Annotated in this window: 25 protein-coding genes; 12 read left to right on the top strand and 13 right to left on the bottom strand. The window is 36.5% G+C overall.

Annotated elements, in window-relative coordinates:
- Positions 1–28 precede the first annotated feature (28 nt).
- Positions 29–220 (bottom strand): membrane protein YhzF, encoded by a 192-nt coding sequence (gene yhzF / locus QNH17_RS06580; protein WP_283877951.1) that lies wholly within the window; start codon positions 218–220, stop codon positions 29–31.
- A gap of 323 nt (positions 221–543) precedes the next feature.
- Here yhzF and QNH17_RS06575 point away from each other — a divergent pair, with 323 nt between their 5' ends.
- Positions 544–1119, top strand: a complete 576-nt coding sequence (locus tag QNH17_RS06575; RefSeq protein ID WP_144554819.1) for an HTH-type transcriptional regulator Hpr — start codon at positions 544–546, stop codon at positions 1117–1119.
- A gap of 6 nt (positions 1120–1125) precedes the next feature.
- Here the strand turns inward: QNH17_RS06575 and QNH17_RS06570 are convergent, their stop codons facing one another.
- A complete protein-coding gene (locus QNH17_RS06570; RefSeq protein WP_283877950.1) occupies positions 1126–1461 on the bottom strand; it encodes a DUF1878 family protein in 336 nt (111 codons plus the stop codon).
- 244 nt (positions 1462–1705) lie between these two features.
- Between QNH17_RS06570 and QNH17_RS06565 the strand changes: the two genes are divergently transcribed.
- Entirely contained in the window at positions 1706–1885 is a 180-nt protein-coding gene (locus QNH17_RS06565) for a hypothetical protein (RefSeq protein ID WP_026566065.1), read from the top strand.
- A 91-nt stretch (positions 1886–1976) separates the two neighbouring features.
- On the opposite strand, the gene QNH17_RS06560 is transcribed toward QNH17_RS06565, so the two are convergent.
- Together QNH17_RS06560 and QNH17_RS06555 are read right to left on the bottom strand one after the other, a co-directional pair.
- Positions 1977–2069, bottom strand: coding sequence for a YjcZ family sporulation protein (locus tag QNH17_RS06560; RefSeq protein WP_026566064.1), 93 nt, complete (start codon positions 2067–2069; stop codon positions 1977–1979).
- 39 nt (positions 2070–2108) lie between these two features.
- A complete protein-coding gene (locus tag QNH17_RS06555; RefSeq protein WP_035445724.1) occupies positions 2109–2198 on the bottom strand; it encodes a YjcZ family sporulation protein in 90 nt (29 codons plus the stop codon).
- A gap of 208 nt (positions 2199–2406) precedes the next feature.
- On the opposite strand from QNH17_RS06555, the gene QNH17_RS06550 reads away from it, so the two are divergent.
- A complete protein-coding gene (locus tag QNH17_RS06550) occupies positions 2407–3279 on the top strand; it encodes a peptidylprolyl isomerase (protein ID WP_283877949.1) in 873 nt (290 codons plus the stop codon).
- 203 nt (positions 3280–3482) lie between these two features.
- On the opposite strand, the gene QNH17_RS06545 is transcribed toward QNH17_RS06550, so the two are convergent.
- From QNH17_RS06545 to QNH17_RS06520, 6 genes are all read right to left on the bottom strand, one after another.
- The gene (locus QNH17_RS06545) at positions 3483–3671 is read right to left on the bottom strand and encodes a sporulation YhaL family protein (protein ID WP_283877948.1); all 189 of its coding nucleotides are present in this window, start codon (positions 3669–3671) and stop codon (positions 3483–3485) included.
- A gap of 108 nt (positions 3672–3779) precedes the next feature.
- Complete coding sequence (gene yhaM / locus QNH17_RS06540; RefSeq protein ID WP_283877947.1) at positions 3780–4724, bottom strand: 3'-5' exoribonuclease YhaM; 945 nt, start codon at positions 4722–4724, stop codon at positions 3780–3782.
- 51 nt (positions 4725–4775) lie between these two features.
- Positions 4776–7781, bottom strand: a complete 3006-nt coding sequence (locus tag QNH17_RS06535; protein WP_283877946.1) for an AAA family ATPase — start codon at positions 7779–7781, stop codon at positions 4776–4778.
- An 18-nt stretch (positions 7782–7799) separates the two neighbouring features.
- A complete protein-coding gene (locus QNH17_RS06530; protein ID WP_283877945.1) occupies positions 7800–9020 on the bottom strand; it encodes a metallophosphoesterase family protein in 1221 nt (406 codons plus the stop codon).
- Between the two features lie 711 nt (positions 9021–9731).
- On the bottom strand, positions 9732–10985 hold the full coding sequence (locus tag QNH17_RS06525; RefSeq protein ID WP_283877944.1) for an ABC transporter permease: 1254 nt from the start codon (positions 10983–10985) through the stop codon (positions 9732–9734).
- Positions 10978–11877: an ABC transporter ATP-binding protein gene (locus QNH17_RS06520; RefSeq protein ID WP_283877943.1), complete on the bottom strand. Its 900-nt coding sequence runs from the start codon at positions 11875–11877 to the stop codon at positions 10978–10980. Before QNH17_RS06520 ends, QNH17_RS06525 begins: the two co-directional genes overlap by 8 nt.
- Positions 11878–12001: 124 nt before the next feature.
- Here QNH17_RS06520 and QNH17_RS06515 point away from each other — a divergent pair, with 124 nt between their 5' ends.
- Entirely contained in the window at positions 12002–12187 is a 186-nt protein-coding gene (locus QNH17_RS06515) for a YhzD family protein (RefSeq protein WP_283877942.1), read from the top strand.
- A gap of 70 nt (positions 12188–12257) precedes the next feature.
- Here QNH17_RS06515 and QNH17_RS06510 read toward each other — a convergent pair whose 3' ends face one another.
- From QNH17_RS06510 to QNH17_RS06500, 3 genes are all read right to left on the bottom strand, one after another.
- Positions 12258–13064 (bottom strand): enoyl-CoA hydratase, encoded by an 807-nt coding sequence (locus tag QNH17_RS06510; protein ID WP_481858576.1) that lies wholly within the window; start codon positions 13062–13064, stop codon positions 12258–12260.
- A gap of 133 nt (positions 13065–13197) precedes the next feature.
- The gene (locus QNH17_RS06505) at positions 13198–14067 is read right to left on the bottom strand and encodes a Cof-type HAD-IIB family hydrolase (protein WP_283877940.1); all 870 of its coding nucleotides are present in this window, start codon (positions 14065–14067) and stop codon (positions 13198–13200) included.
- Between the two features lie 120 nt (positions 14068–14187).
- A complete protein-coding gene (locus QNH17_RS06500; RefSeq protein WP_283877939.1) occupies positions 14188–14535 on the bottom strand; it encodes a YlbF/YmcA family competence regulator in 348 nt (115 codons plus the stop codon).
- 178 nt (positions 14536–14713) lie between these two features.
- Between QNH17_RS06500 and QNH17_RS06495 the strand changes: the two genes are divergently transcribed.
- The 8 genes from QNH17_RS06495 to QNH17_RS06460 all read left to right on the top strand — a co-directional run bounded on the left by QNH17_RS06495 (position 14714) and on the right by QNH17_RS06460 (position 22392).
- On the top strand, positions 14714–16096 hold the full coding sequence (locus QNH17_RS06495) for a YheC/YheD family endospore coat-associated protein (protein ID WP_283877938.1): 1383 nt from the start codon (positions 14714–14716) through the stop codon (positions 16094–16096).
- 4 nt (positions 16097–16100) lie between these two features.
- Positions 16101–17204, top strand: coding sequence for a YheC/YheD family endospore coat-associated protein (locus QNH17_RS06490; protein ID WP_283877937.1), 1104 nt, complete (start codon positions 16101–16103; stop codon positions 17202–17204).
- Positions 17182–18546, top strand: a complete 1365-nt coding sequence (locus QNH17_RS06485; RefSeq protein WP_283877936.1) for a YheC/YheD family endospore coat-associated protein — start codon at positions 17182–17184, stop codon at positions 18544–18546. The genes QNH17_RS06490 and QNH17_RS06485 overlap by 23 nt, the downstream gene beginning before the upstream one ends.
- Entirely contained in the window at positions 18543–19589 is a 1047-nt protein-coding gene (locus QNH17_RS06480) for a YheC/YheD family endospore coat-associated protein (protein ID WP_283877935.1), read from the top strand. Before QNH17_RS06485 ends, QNH17_RS06480 begins: the two co-directional genes overlap by 4 nt.
- 74 nt (positions 19590–19663) lie before the next feature.
- Positions 19664–19873: a YheE family protein gene (locus tag QNH17_RS06475; protein WP_144554802.1), complete on the top strand. Its 210-nt coding sequence runs from the start codon at positions 19664–19666 to the stop codon at positions 19871–19873.
- 83 nt (positions 19874–19956) lie between these two features.
- Positions 19957–20148: a hypothetical protein gene (locus tag QNH17_RS06470; protein WP_283877934.1), complete on the top strand. Its 192-nt coding sequence runs from the start codon at positions 19957–19959 to the stop codon at positions 20146–20148.
- Positions 20149–20272: 124 nt separating this feature from the next.
- Positions 20273–21187 carry a helix-turn-helix domain-containing protein gene (locus QNH17_RS06465; protein ID WP_283877933.1) on the top strand — a complete coding sequence of 305 codons (915 nt, stop codon included), beginning with the start codon at positions 20273–20275 and terminating at the stop codon, positions 21185–21187.
- Positions 21188–21291: 104 nt separating this feature from the next.
- Complete coding sequence (locus tag QNH17_RS06460) at positions 21292–22392, top strand: ABC transporter ATP-binding protein (protein ID WP_283877932.1); 1101 nt, start codon at positions 21292–21294, stop codon at positions 22390–22392.
- The last annotated feature ends 12 nt before the right edge of the window (positions 22393–22404 follow it).

The raw sequence follows: 22404 nt of genomic DNA, 5'->3' as shown, positions 1-22404 counted from the left end.
CCAGCGGGGTTCTTTTCTTAATATTCCTCTATATAAGTTTAGAGATCAATAAAGCAATTAATAGAAAGATCCCTCCACCCCCAAATAAAGCAGCAGCTTTTTTTCTTAAAATTTGTTTAGGTGGATAAACACCTGGTCTTGTTAATCCGATTAAATATTTAATTGCACCCAATAAAAGGATAGCACTAAAGATAAAAAAAATGATGGCAGCAATTTTCATCTTCCTTGTCCCCCTATTTTGTTTCAAAAGTTCGACTGAACGTTGTAACTATTTATATGTTTACCCGTCCATTCCTATGAACAGGTATAAATGTAATTAGGGAGATCAATCGTTTTTTTTAATTTTAATTTTCTAAAAGTTGTTATTATTCAGTGGATACCAAAAGGTAAATTTTATGGTTTAATTATAATAATTTCACTTTTTTTAAAATTCCAATAGATTATTATTCTAATTTTTAAAAAATTTGTGAATTTTTTCTTTATTAATTTTTATTTTATTGGCATAATGAAAATAGAGAAATATAAAAGTAGGTGAAAATGGGGATGACTGAGAAACAATATTCAATGAAAGAAGCGATGATCTTTACTCAGAGAGTTGCTCAACTAAGTAAAGCCTTATGGAAAGCGATTGAGAAAGACTGGCAGCAATGGATTAAGCCTTTTGATTTAAATATTAACGAACATCACATTTTATGGATTGCCTATCACTTAAACGGTGCTTCCATTTCGGATGTGGCTAAGTTTGGCGTCATGCACGTTTCAACAGCATTTAATTTTTCGAAAAAGTTAGAAGAACGAGGTTTGCTGCAGTTTTCTAAAAAGGAAAATGATAAACGCAATACGTATATTCAGCTAACTGAAGCAGGAGAAAGTATCTTACTTCAACTAATGGAAACCTATGAGCCAAATGGCAATGCGGTTTTTTCTGGTGCTTTGCCCCTTCGTGAATTATATGGTAAGTTTCCAGAAATTGTTGAAATGATGGCGATCGTCCGCAATATTTATGGTGAAGATTTTATGGAAATCTTCGAGCGTTCTTTTCATAATATTGAAAGTCGCTTCGTTGAAGAAGATGGGAAGCTAAGAAAATCACAAAATCCTGAGCAAGAGCTGGTTTAATCAGTATTATAAGTATTTTTCCAACTCTTGAAAAAGGGACAAGCAAATCTTTTGTTTTAAACAAGCATTGATAACGTCTTTAATCTTTAAAGATGACGGTAATGATGATGATAATTCATGAAAAAGCGGATGGAAGTTTACGTACCCTTCCGCTTTTTGTTCTTCTAATTTTAAGTTCATTTTGTCACATAAAGAAAAAAACTGTCCTGCTTCCTGTTCTGTAATTCCATTTTCAATAATAAGTTTATATAATTCGAGCTTCGGATTGTTGAGTAACTTTAATAATAGCTTTTGATGATATTCAAGAAGGTTTATTCTTTCCATCAATTCATTTTCAGTCATTCACTAGGCCTCTTTTCAGAACTTTTACATTTTTATATATTTATTATTAACCTTTTAAAAGATGGGGTAAACCATTTTAACTTAAAACAGGAAAAATTTTTTTGAAGAAATATCCTCCAAAAATAAATTGGGTTCATGGAAATCCCTTAAAACCTAAAACTCTTCCATTCTTTATGACTATCTTTTTTTTGTAATTTTTGATATTGTAATAAACATAATACGAACATCAGGGAGGGAATCATTGATGATCTCCATTTTTATTGTCTTCGCTATTTTTATCTTGTTTTATGTAAATAAAATGACCAATTCACTTTGTATGCAAAAGGAAATCCCTGAAGAAAACCAACATAAGGTATTTCGTACAATTAATATCCTCATTACGATTCTTCTGATATCATCATACTTGGAAATTTTATATACATAATCCAACTAGAGCTCCAAGCGAAAAAGGATATGTATAATTAACACATAGAAGCGATGAGAGTATTTCTCATCGCTTTTAGTTTGTGACTTTATTAATAAACCCAAGAAGCGCCGATGATTATTAATAAGATGAATAGAACTACCACTAACGCAAATCCTGCGCCGTAACCTGCTCCACCAGACATAAATTTACCTCCATTCATTAATGGTCTTTTTTGAGGAAATTAACACCAACACCAAGAAGCTCCAACAATAATTAATAGTATGAAAAGTACTACAATTAGAGCAAAGCCCGCTCCATAACCATGGCTCATCGTAATACCTCCTTTTTCATTTTCTACGATATACTATTCAACGACTGGTCATTTCGTTTAGGCACTTCCCATTTTTTTTTGAAAAGTTCAATTTACCTTTTGTGGAAAATTTCAAATAATAAACATAGTTATTATTTTTGCAGGAGTTACCATTTATGTTATAGTAGAGTTTGTGGACAAGAATATACTATTTAGGAGAGATTTCATCATGAAAAAATGGATATTAGCCCTTACATTAGCCGGTGGAGTACTTGCATTAAGTGCATGTAACCAAAGTGGTTCTGATACAGTGGCAGAGAGCAAAGTGGGTAATGTTACACAAGAAGAACTCTACAATACAATGAAGGAAAAGTATGGTGATCAAGCCCTTCAGCAACTAGTATATGAAAAAGTTCTATCTAAGAAATACAAGGTGACAGATAAGGAATTAAATGCAAAAATTGATCAATTAAAAACAGATCTAGGTGCAAATTTTGAAACTACCCTCGCACAGTACGGCTATAAAAGCGAAGATGATTTGAAGAAAACAATGAAATTAGGCATGATGCAGGAAAAAGCTGCCCTTAAAGGCGTTAAGGTAACTGAAAAGGAATTAAAGGATTACTATGATACGTACCAGCCAGAAATTAAAGCTCGACACATTCTTGTTGCCGATGAAAAAACAGCAAAAGAAGTGAAGAGCAAGCTTGATAAAGGTGAAAAATTTGAAGATGTGGCAAAAAAATATTCAACAGATGAGGGTTCTAAAGCAAACGGCGGGGACTTAGGCTGGTTTGGTACTGGTAAGATGGATCCAGACTTTGAAAAAGCAGCATATGCTCTAAAAGTAAATGAAATTAGCGGTCCAGTTAAGTCGCAATTTGGTTATCATATCATTCAATTAACTGACAAAAAAGAAAAGAAACCATATGCTGAAATGAAGGCCGAAATCGAAACCCAAGTAAAAACTTCAAAATTGACAACAGAAGAAATTAATAAAGCTATGAAGCGTGAACTTGAAGCTGCAGATGTTAAAGTTAGCGACAAGGACTTAAAGGATGCGCTTACTCCTCAAACCGGAACAGAAGCTGCTCCACAGTAATTAGAACAAAAAGCGGAAACGCCATTAATGGCGCTTCCGCTTTTTTAAATGATAAGAAGATAAGTTTTTGAACTTAGATTACTGTCTAGCTCCAGCGCCTAGGGGCTCGGGGTCATAAGCCAATCCGTCATGAAGGTCAAAAACAACCTTCACGCCGGCTCGACTTATGCCTGTCGCCCCTGAACGAGGCGCTTCCGCTTTTCTTATTCTCCTGTTGCTCCAATTTCTTCCCGTTTTTCTTTTTCTCGTTCAAGGCGTTTCATATAGATTTCGCCTTCCTGCTCAATGTTTTCCATCTCTAATTGCCGCTCTTCTCTTCCTGTCTTTATCGCCATTAGCGCACTTATCACAATACCAACCACAACTGCATATACCCAAATAGGAATAGTCAATTTATCTTGCTCCCTTCATAGTGGTTGTCCACTTTTACTAAATCATATTCGTTTAATAGGAAATTATGAACTGTTACACAAAAAAAATAACCTCAAAAGGAGGTTATTTTACTTATGAAACACCGGCTTATAAAAGGAACGATTCTCCAATGCAAAAATTCTTTCTGTGAATTCACCTGGCTTCACTCTTTCCAAGGCACGGTCAAGCATATTCATTTTCGCATCAAGATTATCGATATAATGAAGGATTTCTGCTTCTTTAATCATTGGAGGTTTTGGACTTCCCCATTCCGCTTTTCCATGATGACTAAGCACAAGATGTTGGAGGATTAGTACTTCTTCACCAGATATACCTAGTTCTTCCGCTGCTTTGCCAATTTCGTTAACCATAATCGTAATATGCCCCAGTAAATTTCCTTCAATGGTATATACAGTTGAAATCGGACCTGAAAGTTCCAGTACTTTCCCCATATCGTGTAATATAACCCCTGCATAGAGCAAATCCTTATCAAGACTTGGATAAAGATTGGCAATGGATTTAGCCAAATCAAGCATACTTACAACATGAAAGGCAAGCCCCGAGACAAACTCGTGGTGATTTTTTGTTGCTGCAGGAAACTCTAAAAAAGCCTTCTGATGCTTTTTAATTAAATGGCGTGTTATTCTTTGGATATTGGGATTTTTCATATCAAAAATATATTGTGTAAGTTTGCCAGCCATTTCTTCCTGGCTAATTGGGGCGGTCTCCAAAAAGTCATCTAACTTTACGCCGTCAGATGGACCTGTTCGTCGAATTTGACGAATTTTCAATTGACTTTTCCCCCGATAATTTTGTACCTCACCCAGTATTTTCACAATACTTTGTGGAGCATAACTCTTTCCATCCTCTTCATTAACATCCCAAAGTTTTGCTTCGATTTCCCCGCTTTTATCCTGAAGAATCAGTGTTAAAAAAGGTTTGCCGTTGCTTGCAATCCCTTTTGTTGAATTCTTTATTAATAGAAATAATTCTACCTGCTCTCCAATTTCATGCTTTAATATTCCTTTACCCATTATATTCACGTCCTTCCCATTAGTAAGAGTATAACATATCCTAATATTACTCTATGAAATTATCTGAACAGCACCTTTTTCTAAAAAAAGAACATTTTCCCTTTCAAAAAAGGTTAGCAAATGCTTATGACAAGTAAAAAATAATAGTTGATTTCTTTTCAGCCCTTTAAGAAGTTCTAACACCTTTTCCGTCCTTTTCGCATCAAAATTAACAAAACTATCATCGATAATAATTGGAAACTGATATTTTTCATATACTGTAACAGCAAAGGCAAGCCGAATGGCCACGTATAACTGTTCGGTTGTTGCTTGACTTAGTTCATTTGCTTCAAATATGGTATGATCCCTTCTCTCAACTAAGAATCCTGAACCAGAATTTTGTAAATGGATTCTTTGATAGTTTCCATCGGTGAGAAACAACAAATATTCTTCCGCTTTTGAGATCATTCTAGGTAAATGTATGTTCTTATACGTTTCAATCGTATTAGAGAGGATATCTTGCGCGATACAGTAGACAGACCACTCCTTTACTGCTTCTTCTAGTTCAAATTTTTTCTGTTTGTAGTAATGGAGTATATCTGAGTATATACCGCCCTCTTCTAATATTTGTATCTCGTATTTGATGGAAGCATGCTTTTCCTGAAGTTCCTTAAGTTTAACTTCCCATTCATGAACCTGCAGGTTACATTCGGCCACTAATTCTGTGCTTTGACGCATTTGGAGAAAATTTTCCCTTTCTACTTCTGAGAGATTAGAGTATTGCAGTTGACTCTGTAGTGAGTTAAGTCTTTCTAACAGTTGTCCCTGCTTTTCTGCTTTTGCACCAAGTTCGTAAAATTGTTGTTCTGTTTCCACTTTTGCTGATGAGATAAGGGTTTGAAATTCCGCTTGGAGATGCTTAAACGCTTGTACTTTTTGCCTTAAATCGGCTTCAAGGTCGCTAAGTTTCACCTTTCGCTCCTGACTCACGATTTGCTTACCATGCTCCTCCTTTAACTTATTACGCAGTAAATAGGCAGCGTTATACAAGTCTAAGCCCTTTTCATTTAAATAAAGGTTTGAAAAGTTGTTTAATCCTTTTACTATTTTTTCCTGGTGCTGCTCTATTTGTTGAAGTCTTAACTGATATTGTTTTTTCTCTCTACTGATCAACTTAAACTGTTCAATCAGTTTGAATGCTTCTAGTAAGAAGGACTTTGCAATATACTCAGGTATTCGTAGTTCATGACTAATGGAAGCAAGCTTTTCATTCGTTTGGGCGTTCTCCAACTCCCATTGTTCAAATTTAGCAATGATCTTTTCATATTGAGTTTGTTGATGTTTCAACTTCATTTTTACTGTCTGAAGCTCTGCTCTCCTCTGATTATCCAAGGCTAATTGTTCTTCTAGCTTTGAGATTTCAATATATTGGGCTGATTGCAGTTTTTGCATTAACTGCTCTTCCTTTTCTTTTAAGCCTTTTATCGTTTGATTTAGCTCAGCATCCTTCGGCAGCTTGTTCTTTTTTGTCATCAGGACGACAAGTAATATACAACTGAGAACACCTATCGTGAATAAAAACCACTGCTTTGTAGCTATCCCATAAACTGTTAAGGCAATTAAAATAACCTCAAAAAGTAAATACTGAAGTTTCTTTTGCTTCCCTTCCCTTTCCACTGCTGCTTTATCACGTTCATTGAACTGTTGATAAAAGTCTATTTTGTCACGTAGAGTCCTTAATTCCCTTTCTATGTTCTCTTTATCAGCGCTCGAATTTACCTTCTCTTCCAATGCAAGCCGTTCCTGTTTTGTAAGAACTTGTCTCTCTGAAGACCGAACCTCTTTTTCTATTTCCTCTAATCTGCCTTTTTCTTCTTGATACTGATTCTCTAACTCTTCCTTAACTTCGTTTAGCTTTTGTATTTTCTGTGATACTACTTCAACCTGATTTTTCATATAAATATTTGTATTTAATGCAAAGATTTCTTCTTCATCAATATTTAAATGAAGTTTTTCCCTAGTAATCGACAACTCTTCTTCAAATGCTAAAAGTTTTGTTTCACATTGCAGTCTTTCCTGCTTTAATTGGTCGTAGAGAGAAACTTGATCCAGCAAAGCTAAGAGAGCAGGTTCATTTTTTAGAAACGAAAGATTAGGTTGAATCCCCGCTGCTTCTTCTTGCAAATTTTCAATTCTTTCGGAAATGCTTTTAATCTCTGCCTTGTAGGGGTGGATGAGCTGATTTATCTTTTCGATTCTTTCAATCCCACGTACAGGGAATTCAATGTTACCTAATTCATTAAGTTCATTCTTTGTCCACTTTTCATCTTTGACTATGGATTCGATTCTTTTCCATTCATTAAGTTTTTCTATTTTTTCTCTTATTTCCTGCAACGAATGGTTTACTGCCTTCATTTCCATTTCGAGCGTTTCTTTCTTTTCTACTAAGATTGTATAATCTCTATTTTTTGCTTCTGCTGCTTTCAATTCTTTATTTATTTCATGGATTGCTTGTAACTTTTCATTCAATAAGGGTTTCTTCCCAGATGGCTTAAAACGAGCATCGAGCTCTTTCTGTAGAGCAGCTTCGGTTTTTGACAACCTTTCTGTTCCTAATGTCCCCGCGGAAAACAGAAATTTACCAATCTCTTCGCTTTTCATCTGATGAATATTTTGTAATCCCTGCAAATTAAAAGAAAAAATAGATTGAAATAGGCTTTTATCAAAGTTTCCTGTTAATTCCTTAAGAAGTTCTTCGCCACCCATCTTGCCATTATCCATAAAGACCTTAACATCACCCGCAGCTTTTCCCTTTACTCGTTCGATTACAGCACCGCCATGTTTTTCATGTAAAATTCGGATTTTACCACCATATTTAGTACTGTGTTTTGGCTCATAGCGTAGTTCGGTTGTCTGTTGTTTTGTAGGGAAGCCGAAAATAATTGCATGGATAAAGGCCATAATCGTAGACTTCCCAGCTTCATTTTCTCCATAGAAAACTTGAAAATCGTGAAGGTCAATAATTTCAACATTCTCTAATTGGCCAAATCCATATATATGCAGCTCAAGAATTTTCAAAACTCTTCACTCCTTCCTCTATGATTGATAAAGTAATTCGAGCAGCAATTTCTCTGCTTTGTTGATTATCTCTTCTTGATCTGCAGTTGATAACTGGTTGATATATTTTCTCCCTAATTGATGTTCGAATAGGGGAGCTAAGGCTAGGTCGACATCTGCATAATTTTCAATCGTTTCAAAAAGTTCAGCATAAAAGTTTGCGTCTCTTTTCAACTGTTCCTTATCTATTAGCTGCCCTTCAATAACAGTTAAGTCAACAATCCATACGAAGGATTCCTCTTCTTTTTCATTCTCTAAAAGAAGTTCTAACAGTTCGCCCTTCAAGCTTTTTTGTTCACGCTCATCTGCTAGTACAATATTTTTCAAGGAAAGTGTTAATAACGTTCCTTTTTGTTCCCTCCGAAAACTATTAATGGTTGTTTGGCATAATTGTAAAACATCATAGAAGTTTTTGGCCGAAGCAGCATCAATTACTGTTTCTTCCCAAATAATATCGGCTGTTTCTAAAAAATTTATTTTCTTATCAAAATCTGTCAATGTTACATGGTAGATACCCTTCATACCTTTTTCTTTCTTATTCCTGCCTTGAATATTACCTGGATAAATAATCGGCGGGGATTCTGATAAGACAGCTCGTTTATGAATATGACCTAAAGCCCAGTAATCAAATTCTTTCTTATGTAAATCACTAACTGAAAAAGGGGCATAGTTATCATGATCTACCCCTCCGCTTTCATTTCCATGGAGTATCCCAATATGAAAGTCAGCGCCATCTTTCTTCCTATATTCATCTATTTTTCTATCATAGACATGTCGTGTTGGATAACTAAAACCATATAGATGGACAATCTCACCGTTCTCTGTATGTAAAACTTTGGTTTCTACCTTGCTATTAAACACATGAACATTTGCTGGCATATTAAGATGTACCCATGATCCGTTTAAATGGTCGTGATTGCCGTGGATTACATAAACATGAATCTTGTTTTCTGCCAACTTAAGCATCTCTGTCCGAAACCGGGATTGTGCCCGCAGGCTGCGATCCTCTCCGTCGAATAAATCGCCTGCTAGAATAACAAAGTCAACCTGATGATGAATCGCGGCCTCCGTAACCTTTTTTAAAGCCGTAAAGGTGCTCTCTTTTACTCGGGTAAAGATGTCTTGAGGCAAATACTTTAATCCGACCATTGGGCTATCCAAGTGCAGGTCCGCTGCATGAATGAATGATATTCTTTTCATAAGACATTCCTTTCCACTTCTTTTCTTCATTGTAGCACCACAGAAATACGAATGCACGTTCTTGTCAGATATTTATTGAAAAAAAAGAGCATTTACCGCTTGGTAAATACTCAGATTGTCGAGGAGGGTTATATTTAATTGAATGTTTCTGCTAATGGACCTGTTGATTTCCGCTCCGGGCACTCGCTTTCCGCGGGGAGGTCCTGGAGCCTCCTCGGCGCTTTGGCGCCTGCGGGGTCTCCCGTGACCTCTCTATCCCGCAGGAGTCGGTGCCCTCCACTCCAATCAACAGGGGACAAATCAACTAAGTATTACCACACACTTTAGCTACTCTAGCTAAATATGTTGAAACCTTTTTAAATTTTAGCAGGACGCATTAAGTAGAGCCTGTCATTAATCAATAGAAACAAAAAATCATATTCACTTTGGATTGAGTCTTTTGCTTAAACATTGAATTCACCACTTTTTTTATTATTTATTGAGTGTTAAGGGTCTACATTGTTACACCTGTTGATTGGAGCGGAAGGCGCGAAGACTCCTGCGGGAGTACGGGGCAGGGGAGACCCCGCAGGAGCGCAGCGACGAGGAGGCTCCCCGGCACGCCCGCGGAAAGCGAAGCGCCTGGAGAGCAAATCAACAGACTAATTTAAAAGAACGATAAAAAAAAGGTGCCCTAAAAGTTATACTTTTGGGACACTATCTTTTACTACCTTATTCGTTCTTTGTCAGCTGTAATGCTTTTTTAATATCTTTAAAGGAATTCGATTGTCCATACATTAAGACACCACCACGATAAACTCGTGCGCCAAATGTTGCTAAGAAAACAATTGTTGCCACTAAGATAGCAATTCCTACCATTGCCTCCCAGACCGGAATTGTCAACATTCCAACCCGCAGAAACATGATCATTGGTGTAAAGAACGGGATGAAAGATGTCACCGTTATGAACGGAGCATCCGGCTTTCCTAAGCCAAACATAGCAATCATAAACCCAGCAACTACGAGCATAGTCATTGGTGTAATCATTTGTTGCACATCTTCAATTCTGCTGACAAGTGACCCGAGAAATGCTGCAAGTGTGGCATAAAGAAAATAGCCAAGAATAAAGAAAACAATTGCATAAATAATCGTTCCCAGTGGAATATCACTAAAACCATAAACACCGAAAAACCCTTCATTTAAAGATTCCATATTTTGTTTGAGAGAGAAATATCCCACTGACAGAAAAACAGCGAGCTGTGTCAGACTTAATAAACCGATTCCAATTATTTTTGCAAACATCTGTTTAATTGGAGAGACACTTGAAATTAAAATTTCCATCACTCTAGACGACTTTTCTGTTGCTACTTCCATCGCAATCATATTAGCGTACATAATTACTGAAAAATATATGATAAAGAGCAAGACATAAACCAGACCACGTGCCTGATTCAGTTCCTCTTCCGTTTTTGCATTCTTCTCAAGAGCAATTTTCTTAAAAGACACTGGTTCATAGAGCTTTTCGAGCTGAACTGGCGTCAACTGAATTTGTGAAGCAGCCAGCATAGTTTTGACTTGCTGAAGACTCGTTTGAAGATCAGTATACAAGGATGAATCAGCAATACTTTTTGCTTTATAAGTAGCCAACGGAAGTTTTTCATCATTTAAACCTAGTAGAACAATTCCTTGGTAAGTTCCTTTTTCAATTGCTTTTTCTGCCGCTGCTTCACTGCCTTGGAAAAGTGTTAAGTTAATATCTTTATTAATTGTGCTAACTTGTTTTTTGAATGGATCAAACAGTTGACCTGTTTCATCAAGCACAGCCACATTTTCTTTCCCATTATTTTTATCGAAGACATCAATGATATTAGTTAAGTTAGTTAAGACCAAGACAATTACAACTGTTAAAAGGGTTGTTATGATAAAGGATTTTGTTTTCAATTTGTTTAAATAAGTGTGGAACAGAATAATCCAAAAATTATTCATAGGAATCACCTACTTTTTCAATAAAAATATCATTTAATGATGGTTCTTCAAGAGCAAACTTCCGGATAAACCCTTGATTGACTATCTCCTTAAGTATTTTTTCAGCTATGTACTCTCCTTCAATTTGCAGATGAATTCCTTCCATAGTTGGTTTTGACCTTACGACTCCAGGATAATTTTTTAAGAAATCTAATGGAAAATCGGCATGGATTACAAGGTTCTTTTTCCCAAAGGAACGCTTGATTTCTTTTAATGAACCATGGACGACAGGGCTTCCTTTGTGCAAGATACAAAGATGTTCACACATTTCCTCGACATGCTCCATTCTATGACTTGAGAAAACGATAGTCGCCCCCTCTTCTTTCAGAGATAGCACAGCCTCTTTTAGCATTTCCACATTTACTGGGTCAAGACCGCTAAATGGCTCATCCAAGATTAGTAATTTTGGTTTATGGACAACGGCAGCAATGAATTGGATTTTTTGTTGATTCCCTTTGGAAAGCTCCTCAACTTTTTTATTTTCATACTCAGGAATTTTGAAGCGCACAAGCCATGATTTTAATTCCGTAAGAGCCTGAGATTTTTGCATCCCTCTTAATCTGGCTAAATAGACGATTTGGTCCCGAACCTTTAGCTTCGGATACAAACCTCTCTCTTCAGGGAGATAGCCGACCAAATGACTGGTGGAATAGTCAATCGGGTTCCCGTCCCAAGTAATCTTACCACCACTAGTGTCCAGCAGCCCTAAGATCATTCGGAAGGTCGTTGTTTTCCCTGCACCATTAGCCCCTAAAAAGCCAAACATTTCTTTTTCAGGAATCACTAAAGATAAATCATCCACAGCAATAAAATTTCCGAACCGTTTCGTGACATGTTCAAGTTTCAGAACCATTGCACACACTCCTCTCCATCTTTCATACGAATTTGGCATATTTTGGTTTCATTTTCTTTTTGCACAATTTTATAAATTATGTGAAAATAGATAAAAACTAGATTCTTTTAAGGGGGTTGTTAAAATGAAGACTTATAAATTAACTGCATTTGAATCCAATGGGGAAAAGGTTTTAGATGAATCCTTCCAGGCTGAGCATGATGATGCGGCAAAAGAATTAGGTCAAAAATTGTTGGCAGAAAAAAACTTATTAGAACGTACACATCGATGCTCTTCACCAAGCGGAAAGCTATTACTCTTTCATTCTTAAAAATGAAAGCGCTGTAAATGTGGATAGGTTTGAAATAGCAAAAAAAAAAAGAAGCCGCGTGCTTCTTTGTTTATTTACCTATAAATTTGGGTTGTCTTTTTTCGATAAATGCCTTTATTCCTTCTTGGTGATCAATGGTTTCGCGCATTTTTTGCTGTGAATGTTTTTCTAATTCTAAGATTTTTAATAAGTATGGACGGTGCATATCGGCTAATATCTTTTTCGTTTTAATCATCGCCTGAACCGGTCTGCTTAACCAATCTGAAATTCTAGCATCTAATGCCTCCTGAAGATTAGCTTCCGCTACTTCTTCGATTAAACCTAACGCAAAAGCTTCATCAGCATCCATCATTTTTCCGTCCCAGATTACCTGTTTAGCTTTTGACTCTCCCAATTTTTTCTCTAAAAAGAAATGGGCCCCTCCATCTGGAATCAGACCGATCCCGATAAAATTCATTGCTAGTTTACTATTTTTTTCAGCAATAATATGGTCAGTTGCTAGCGCGAAACTGAACCCCAAGCCAGCCGCTGCACCTGTAATAGCACTAATAGTTAGTTTAGGCATGCTATAAAGAGTAACAATTAGTTCGCTAATACTGTCCATAACAGGATAAAAGTCGTTTTCGGTCATGTTTGAAAGCATGGATTTAATATCGCCCCCAGCTGAAAAGGCTCTTCCTTTTCCTCTGAGAACGACAATATCGATTTCATCCGATTCACTAATTTCCTTTAGCTTACAGACTAGCCCCCTAATCATTTCTGAGTCCATGGCATTTAATGACTCAGGTCTGTTCATTTCTATTGTCGCCACACGCCCTATAACTTTTACATTCACCTTATCTGTTATAAAGTTTATCGACACGTGAAACCCTCCCATCCATTTGAATCAATTCTATTATATATGGAATTGAGGACAGAAATATATGAAAGTTTTTTAAAAATAGTGAATTTTCTACCCGTTGATTCAAAAAAGACATCAACGGCACTTTACTGTTGATGTCTTTTTTAGGTTACTTTTTAATAATATTCATCCTTCTTAAAAACTCAATTGGCTGTTGTTTTCTAAAGTGTTCTTTTACCATATAGGCAACACCTTGTTCGTTCTGTGATCGTGTCACCCAATCTGATGCTTTTTTCACTTCGAAATCGGCATTCCACATTGAAACACCTAGACCTACAGCTTCAAGCAAAGGAATGTCATCTAGACAATCGCCGATATAAACCATTTCTTTTCTTTGAATCCCTAATTGGCTTGCAAGGTATGATAACCCAGATAATTTTGATACACCCGTTGGGACAATATCCAACCGTAAAGTATCTAGTTGAATTAATTCAATCTCATTATACATTTTTTGAAGTGCCTTTTTTGCATCCTGAAGGTCACTTTCTTCTTCAAAATAAACTTCTATCTTCGGAGGGCTCACTGGCTGGTCATGTAGATACCCAGTTAGTGAAGACACGAATTGCTGTGAATAGAACACCGGATCTCCTGAGGTAAAAACTGTCTTAGCCAATAAATTATTATTCAATTTGAACTTATTGGCTAATGAAAATTGTTCATGAACAAGACGAATTTGACATGGCAGCGCCTCTAAAAAGCTGACTGTATCATAAGTAATTTGTTCATTAATCCTTTTCACATAAATTGGTTTGTCCTCAGAACTTGCAATAAATGCCCCTTGATGTGTAATGAGGGGGGATTTTATTTTTAAAGCCTTGGCTACTTTTCTTGTGGAAGGAAAGCTCCTCGATGTGACAAGTGTGACATAAATTCCTTTTTGCTGAACATATTCAATAGCTTCTTTTGTTGATTTATGAATTTTTCCGTTTGTTTGAAGAAGCGTGCCATCAATATTTAAAGCAAGCAAGCGATAAATCATTCCGTTGCCCCCTGTTCTTGGTGAAATAGCCTTTATAAACTTTTATGATTTTTTAGGCATTTGTAGAACAGAGCAAAAAAGAAAAAGCCTTCGGTTTATACCGAAGGCATGTATTTCAATTTACATTTTTCCGTAAAGGTCTTCTAGAGGTTTCATAATTACTTTGTTTAACTCGCCAATAACCATGCTCATCCGTTGTTCTGCTTGCATTAACCTAGCAATTTTTTCATTTTGCTGAACAAGTCCTACAGATGATTGTGCTTGCGCTATTTCTTGTTCAGAGATATCCTGCCCCATCATCTGTTTCTGTTGCAAGTCCATTTGGATTTTGCGGAACTGATCAAACATTTGTTTCGCTGCTGGGTCCGCATTTACTTCGTTATAGGCCTGTTGAAGTTGTGTGTATTCATCACTTTGACGAATAGCTGTTTCTAACGCATAGGCGGAATCATATAAATTAATTGCCATTGGTAAACACTCCTTTTTAATCAAACGCTTTTGTAATCCGAATCAACTATAACAAACTATTCACCAAAATGCGAGAATGTTAAAATCACCATCTAGATTCGTGTTACATACATTACTATATCAACTAATGCCCATAAGAAATAATGGTTCCAATTTAGATAGAAATTGGGGAATGTTTATGTCTTTACCATTAACTCAGGTTACCATCGAAGCAATAAAACCTAAAAATAAGAATGACAGCATGGTGCAAATATCCAACCATTTGTTTACTAGTTTGGGATTAAATAAGAATAATCTTCAATTAAATATTAAGTTAGGAAAAAAAGCAATACAAACAGTGGTTCAACCAGTAGATCTGGAACCCCAAAATTTGATGCTTTTTCCTGAAAATATTCTCAAGAATTTTTGCCTGCCTACCCAGAGTTTTAATTTTCAAGCCATCTTTCGGGATGAACTTCTAACACTCGAACTCGGACCTGTGATTGGACTAGTAACTGATTTCTCTTCCACTAAACAGGAAGAACCACACTTTCGTTCTATTCATACTTTTTGCGAGGAACTTCATCATGGAATTACTGAAACTGGTGGCTTTTTCTATGTTTTTTCATATGAGGAATTTTTAAATCAAGGCTATTACCTTTTAAATGGGAAATGGAAATCCTTTGAACATCCAATACCGGATGTGATTTACAATCGTATCCATTCCCGTAAACTTGAACAATCTGTCCCCTTTAAGCAATTTCGTAAAAGACTTGAAACCATGATGATTCCTTTGTTTAATGAACGCTTCCTATCAAAATGGGAAGTATATAATCAACTATTTCAAGAAAAAAATCTCCTCCCCTTCTTACCAAAAACAAAAATATACACGAAAGAGCATCTGTATGAACTTACCGACGAATATGAAACGGTATTTATAAAGCCGGTTCATGGCAGCCAAGGAAGAAATATAATCAAGTTGAAAAAAGAAGATGAAATCCACTACACTTTACAAACCTCGATTGCATCACTTAGCGAAAACTCTAGCTCTCATTACCACTTAGACGTAATACACAACCTAATCAAGCCTATTCTCCATAATCGATTTTTTATAATTCAACAAGGAATTAAATTAATGTCGTATGACTCATGTTCCATGGATTTTAGGGTATTATGTCACAAAAATCTGAACAACCATTGGCAAGTAACCTCAATAGTGGCAAGGATAGCTGCAAAGAATGAGTTTGTTTCCAACATTGCAAGAGGTGGAAAGATGCTTAGACCGTTAAAGGTTCTGCGAACTTGTCTTGGACCTAAAAATGCTTTAGAGGTGCTTACACATATGAAAGAATTAGCAGTGGAAACAGCATCAATTATTAGTAACTCTCAAACAGGGATAACTGGTGAACTTGGCATCGATATTGGAGTTGACCAGGACGGAAAGCCATGGATTATTGAAGTAAACTCTAAACCCTCGAAAAACTTTGAAGATGGATTAGGAAAAATCAGACCATCTGCGAAGGCACTTATTCAATTTTGTACACTACTTGCATTCGATTCGACTTTTGTAAAGGAGGACTAGTAAATTGATTGCCTTTGGAATAATGACTATAAATTTTGACAGTGAGCAGTCCTATATCAACGACATTGCAAACCTTGCAGAACCCTGTGGGATGGAATGTTTTCGCTTCACCCCTGCCAATGTAAATCCACTTACATTACAAGTAAAAGGAAAAAAATTCATGTCACAAACAAAATCCTGGGTTGACAAAGATTTCCCCATTCCAGATCTTATTTATGATCGTTGTTTTTACGGGGATGATGACCATTCCAAGCAGTGTATTCCGATTGTATCCTGGCTGAAGAACAGACCCGAAATAACCTTTTTAGGCTATGGACTGCCTAATAAACTGGAACTCTATGAAGTATTAAAAAGTACTGTTTTATCAGCTTACTTGCCCCTTTCTCAGTCGGTTTCCGATACTAGCATCGTGTTAAATGAATTAACTGCCAAAAAAAGAATGATTTTAAAGCCAATTAATGGCTCTCAAGGAAATGGCATTTACTATTTGAAAAAAAACAACAAATCCTTCCATGTTAAAACAGAAAAAAACAAGAATATTATCTCAAGAATTTTCCCAAATGAAACCAAACTTAATAGTTGGCTGCAACCACTTATTAGCAAGCGTCCCTACCTTATGCAGCCGTATTTAGAATTATCAAATGATGACCTGCAGCCATTTGACATTCGAATCCTCTTACAGAAAGGGATCGATGGGAAATGGGGAGAAATGGGCAGGGGTATTCGAGTGGGGAGCACGGGGGGAATCCTTTCCAATTTAAGTGCTGGTGGTTTCATCACTAATTATGATGATTGGTCTTCGTCTTTCCTGCCCGCTAAAAGGGATTACATTAATCAGGAATTAGAATATATTCTCTCTAATCTTCCCCCTATTCTTGAAAATGCTTTTTTACCATTATTCGAAATTGGCATCGATATTGGAATAGCGAAAAACGGCTCCATTTGGATTCTAGATATCAATTCAAAGCCTGGTCGAAAAGTCCTCCTTCATACACAGCCAGACATAAAGGAGACTTTAACCCTTGCCCCTTTGCTTTATGGGAAGCACCTAAGTCAAATGGCTCAAAATGAAAGGAAGAGCTATTATGAGAAAACATTATCTCATTGAAGTTGCTCAAAATGATCAATTAGTAGTATTCTGTCCTCCTGCAATACTAAAAGAAAAAGAGTTAAAACGAATTGCCTTTGGTTCAAGGTCGATAGAAGTCGATTTTATCCCACATCCTGATCAAGATGATCGGATTTCAATCAGCAGGGAAATTCAACAAGCACTTCAATATCCTAGCTTCAACATTCCACTTCATGTTTTCTGCGCTAACCAAAGTCTAATAATCGGTCCACTTGTAGGTATTTTTACAGCAGGATTTACCTCCTTGCCATTAGAACCGTTTGGTGATCGAACACAGTTTTTCTCGAAACTCCTTTCTGTTAATAAAATGGTCGGCGCCTTACCATTTGTGTTTGGAGAACAGCAAATTGATTGGGATCTAGGAACCATTGAAGGGTATTTTTATCATAATAACAGTTGGGAAACGGTTGAAATCCCCTTTCCGAATGTTATTTATGATCGGCTTCCGAATCGGAGAAGTGAAAATAACCCAAGGTTAATTAAAGTGAGAGAGCGATTGCAGAAAGAATATCTTATCCCTTGGTACAATCCTGGATTTTTTAACAAACTTGAAATTCATGAAAGGCTTATTCAAGATGAAACCGTGTCTAAATTCCTTCCAGATACATTACCATTTACATCCTTTTCCTCAATCGAAACGATGCTTTCCACCTATGGCCATGTTTTTATCAAACCTAAAAATGGCAGTCTCGGCATAGGTGTTCACCAAATTATTTACGACAAACACAGCGATGTATATTACTGCCGATTCCAAGATACAAGTAATGTAAACCGTCTGAGGAAATTTTCTAGTTTAGAAAGCTTGATGGGAAACGTATTTGCCAATCAATCCCTTGAAAAAATGCTAGTACAGCAAGGGATTAATCTACTCCGAACCGAATCCCGCTCCATTGATTTTAGAGTCCACACCAACAAAGATGACATGGGAAATTGGCATGTATCTGCGATTGCTGCGAAGATAGCAGGGCCTGGCAGCGTGACTACCCATTCAAGAAGCGGTGGAGATATTAAGACAATCGAGGAAACATTCCCCAATGAGGAATGTTCACTTTATTCCCAGAGACTCTCCGATGCCGCATTGCTTTTAAGCAGCGCAATGGATCGGCATGTAGAAGGAATAATTGGTGAGATTGGCTTTGATTTAGGTATCGACCGAAATGGAGAAGTTTGGCTCTTTGAAGCAAATTCCAAACCTGGAAGAACCATCTTTACTCATCCTGAATTAAAAGAATTTGATTTGCTAACCCGAAAATTATCAATCGCATTTGCCGTCTTTCTTACCGAGCAATCCTTATTACACCCAGAGGAGTTAATCCAATGAAAACCAATCATCCAGGTCCTCTGGTTGGAATTCTATCAGCAAGAAAAGCAGATGGTTCCATCGCTGGAAATGGCCCCCTGTTTATAGCATTGCAAAAAAAGCTTATTTCACTTGATGGAAAAAGTTTTGTTTTTATACCAGAGGATGCAGGTATAGACCATATTATGGGCTATACTTTTTTACCTGAACAAAATCACTGGAAAAAGGAAAAATTTCGCTACCCAGACATTGTATATAACCGGGTCCCCTTCCGAAAGTCGGAACAAAGCGAACAATGCCAACAATTCTTTACCATTTTAAATGAGAAGAATATCCCTTATTTCAATCCATGTTTTATTGATAAATTTGAGCTCTATGAATTGTTTAAAAGACATTCGTTTCTGAAAACGTTCTTGCCAGAAACCATCCTTATCGAAGGAAAGAAGGACTTGTTCTTATTTCAAAAAGAGCATAAAAGCATTTATTTAAAACCTACTCAATCTTCTAAAGGAAAAGGGATACTTCGCTTAAGGTTAACTGATGCTGCCGAACTTCAATTAGACGGGATACACCAGCATGAACTTTTTAAATCCTTTGATCATTTTTGGGAAAAATACGGCGTGGAATTATTGACAAAAAACTACTTAGCACAAGTGGAAATAAAATCGGCAAAGTATAAGGGAAATCGCTTCGATTTTCGTATCCTCGCCCACGGTGAAGATAAAGGTTACACTGTAACAGGAGTTGGAATTCGGCAATCTCAGACACAAGATATTACAACCCATATTCCATCCGGCGGCAGACTCCTGCCATATGAAATTTTGCAAACTAACGAGCATGATAATTTTATTGAAGCCATTGTTCCTGAAATAGGGATGGCACTGTCTGATCGATATGGCTATTTCGGAGAGTTTTCTATTGATGCCGGGGTAAGTATGACTGGCCATCACTATATTTATGAGGTAAATTCCAAACCAATGAGATTTGATGAAGAGGAAATTGAAGAGAAGAAAATGGAGCAACTTTGCCGTATTTTCCTCCAACTCTCCGATTATGAAAACTGACAGAAAATTCATATTTAAATATTCTCCTAAACCAGTTAAGCTATTAGTAAGAATATTAAAAGGAGGATTTCACTATGATCATGCACTTTCAATTTAAACCATTATTTGAAAATAAAAATATTCCTGGCTGGAATTTTTCCTTTTATCATAAAAAGCAGCGGGTGACGGGAATTTACCACCAAACAGGGAAAATAGAATGGACAACAAATGTGCCTGAACAGGATGAGATCGAGGCATTATCAAGCCAAATCCATGAACTAATGCTTTATCATGTATATGAATAATCTAAAATTTGGATGACCCGAGTGCATGAAAACTTTCTCTTTCCGTAAAACTAAATATAGTTTTGGGAAAGGAATGATTAGTTATGGAAAAAGGAAAAAACTTAGGAACAGATTCAGGTTCTGCATATGAAGGCAGAGATAAGGTGTTTATGGATGTTGACCGAATGATTAACGAAGGCATGTCTGGTGGTTCAGTGCATTCACGCGAGGAGTCAACTAATATCGAAGAAGCCCGTGACCTTCAAGAAGAACAACCGCCCTATGAATGCGATTGATGTGAATTTCCAAAATAAGAGGCTAGCCGATTTAACCTTGGCTAGCCTTTTTGATTTATTAGGTTTAGTAACTACTGTTATAATATTAGAAGTTATAAAAAATATTTTTCAAACGGGGAAATCAATGATGCTAAGAAAATTATTGTCTATTTACGAAAATTCCATTCTATTTCCCGATCAACCAATGACACTTTCGGAACAGTTTTACATATTTTTTAGCGAGATGGACAACGAATGGATTGGCATTCCTAAATCTAAAGTTTCTGAAAAGGAATTAACCCTCCTCCAAACGATTTATCAATTAGTTGAACATCCACCAACAATCCGAAACTCTGCTACCAAGGGATGGGATGCGTACTTATTAGATGATGGGCCTCCTCCCACTTATCATGCTAAGTCAAATCTTCGGTTCATTCAATTTCAAATTAACGGTGATGATACGAATCAACTTGAGATTGAGTCAGCATTAAAAGGGTTCTTTACTGAAGGAATCATCATCATCTGGGAGAACAAAAGACGAGGCGTTATTATTGAAGAGGACACCATAGACTTACTTACAGAAGAAGAATTGATTTCCATGTCAGAAACCATAGAAAGTGACTTTTATGTCAAAATCGCTTTTTTTATTGGAAAGTTCAATTCCTTTAACGACCAACTTCGGTCAAAGTTCCTGCTTGAAAAGGAATATTTTTCCTTCGGTCTGACCAATCTTGACTCCCTTATGAATATTTTTACATTTGAACGGGTTCTTCCTGCATATGTGGCTTTTCACTTGCCGATGGATTTAAAACCTAAGATTCATCAAGGAATATTCGAAGTTTTTAATGATGATCCTGAGATGTATTCGACCATTAAAGTTTTTCTTGAGAATAATTTAAATGCCAGTTTGACGGCAAAAAAGTTATACATCCATCGAAATACACTTCAATATCGAATTGATAAATTTATCGATAAGTCTGGAATCCAATTAAAGGATTTTTATGGAGCCTTTACAGTCTTTTTAGCTTGTCTCCTTTTTGAACAAAGTCAAAAAAGGTAACAAAGTGCCCAAAAAAGCGTTTTCATTCTTTGTGCAGTCTGTCCATACCTATTTTCTTCTGCCGCTTGTAAACTATTACTAACAAGATAAAGGGAGGAATTAGAATGGCAGAGTTAAAATTAGATCATATTTATAAAATTTATGATAATAAAGTAACAGCTGTACAAGACTTCAATTTACATATTGAAGATAAAGAATTTATCGTTTTTGTAGGACCATCAGGGTGCGGAAAATCTACGACACTTCGAATGATTGCTGGTCTTGAAGATATTTCAAAAGGAGATTTCTACATTGATGGTAAAAGAGTAAACGATGTAGCTCCAAAAGATCGTGATATTGCGATGGTTTTCCAAAACTATGCCCTTTATCCACATATGACTGTATATGATAACATGGCGTTTGGTTTAAAACTTCGTAAATTCCCAAAAGATGAAATTGACCGTCGGGTAAAAGACGCAGCAAAAATACTTGGTTTAGAATCTTACTTAACTCGTAAACCTAAGGCTCTTTCAGGTGGACAACGCCAGCGTGTAGCATTAGGCCGTGCAATTGTACGTGATGCAAAAGTATTCTTAATGGATGAACCATTATCAAACCTTGATGCAAAGCTTCGTGTGCAAATGCGTGCGGAAATCGCTAAACTTCACCGCCGCTTAGATACTACTACAATCTATGTTACTCATGACCAAACAGAAGCGATGACAATGGCAACACGTCTAGTCGTTATGAAAGATGGGATTATACAGCAAGTAGGTTCGCCTAAAGAAGTTTATGAAAAGCCTGAGAATGTCTTTGTCGGCGGCTTTATCGGATCTCCTGCGATGAACTTCTTTAACGGAAAATTAGAGGATGGAAAATTCGTAATTGGAAATACTGCTCTTTCTGTTCCAGAAGGAAAAATGAAATATTTACGCGAACAAGGATATGTTGGAAAATCAATCATCCTAGGTACTCGTCCAGAAGATATTCATGATGAACCAGTTTTCATTGATGCATCTGCTGGATCAAAAATTAAAGCTCAGGTAGATGTTGCCGAGTTAACTGGTGCAGAATTAATGATTTATTCAAGCATTGGCGGTCAAGATTTTGTGGCTCGCGTTGATTCTCGTGGTGATATCCATCCAGGCGATACATTAGAATTAGCATTTGACATGAATAAAGCACATTTCTTTGATGAAGAAACAGAATCAAGAATCCGCCCTTAATATATTAAAGGT

The sequence above is a fragment of the Neobacillus sp. SuZ13 genome (genome assembly GCF_030123365.1).
Lineage (GTDB): Bacteria > Bacillota > Bacilli > Bacillales > Cytobacillaceae > Neobacillus.
The sequence above is the reverse complement of the archived record's forward strand: the minus strand, read 5'-3'. Positions and strand labels throughout refer to the sequence as shown.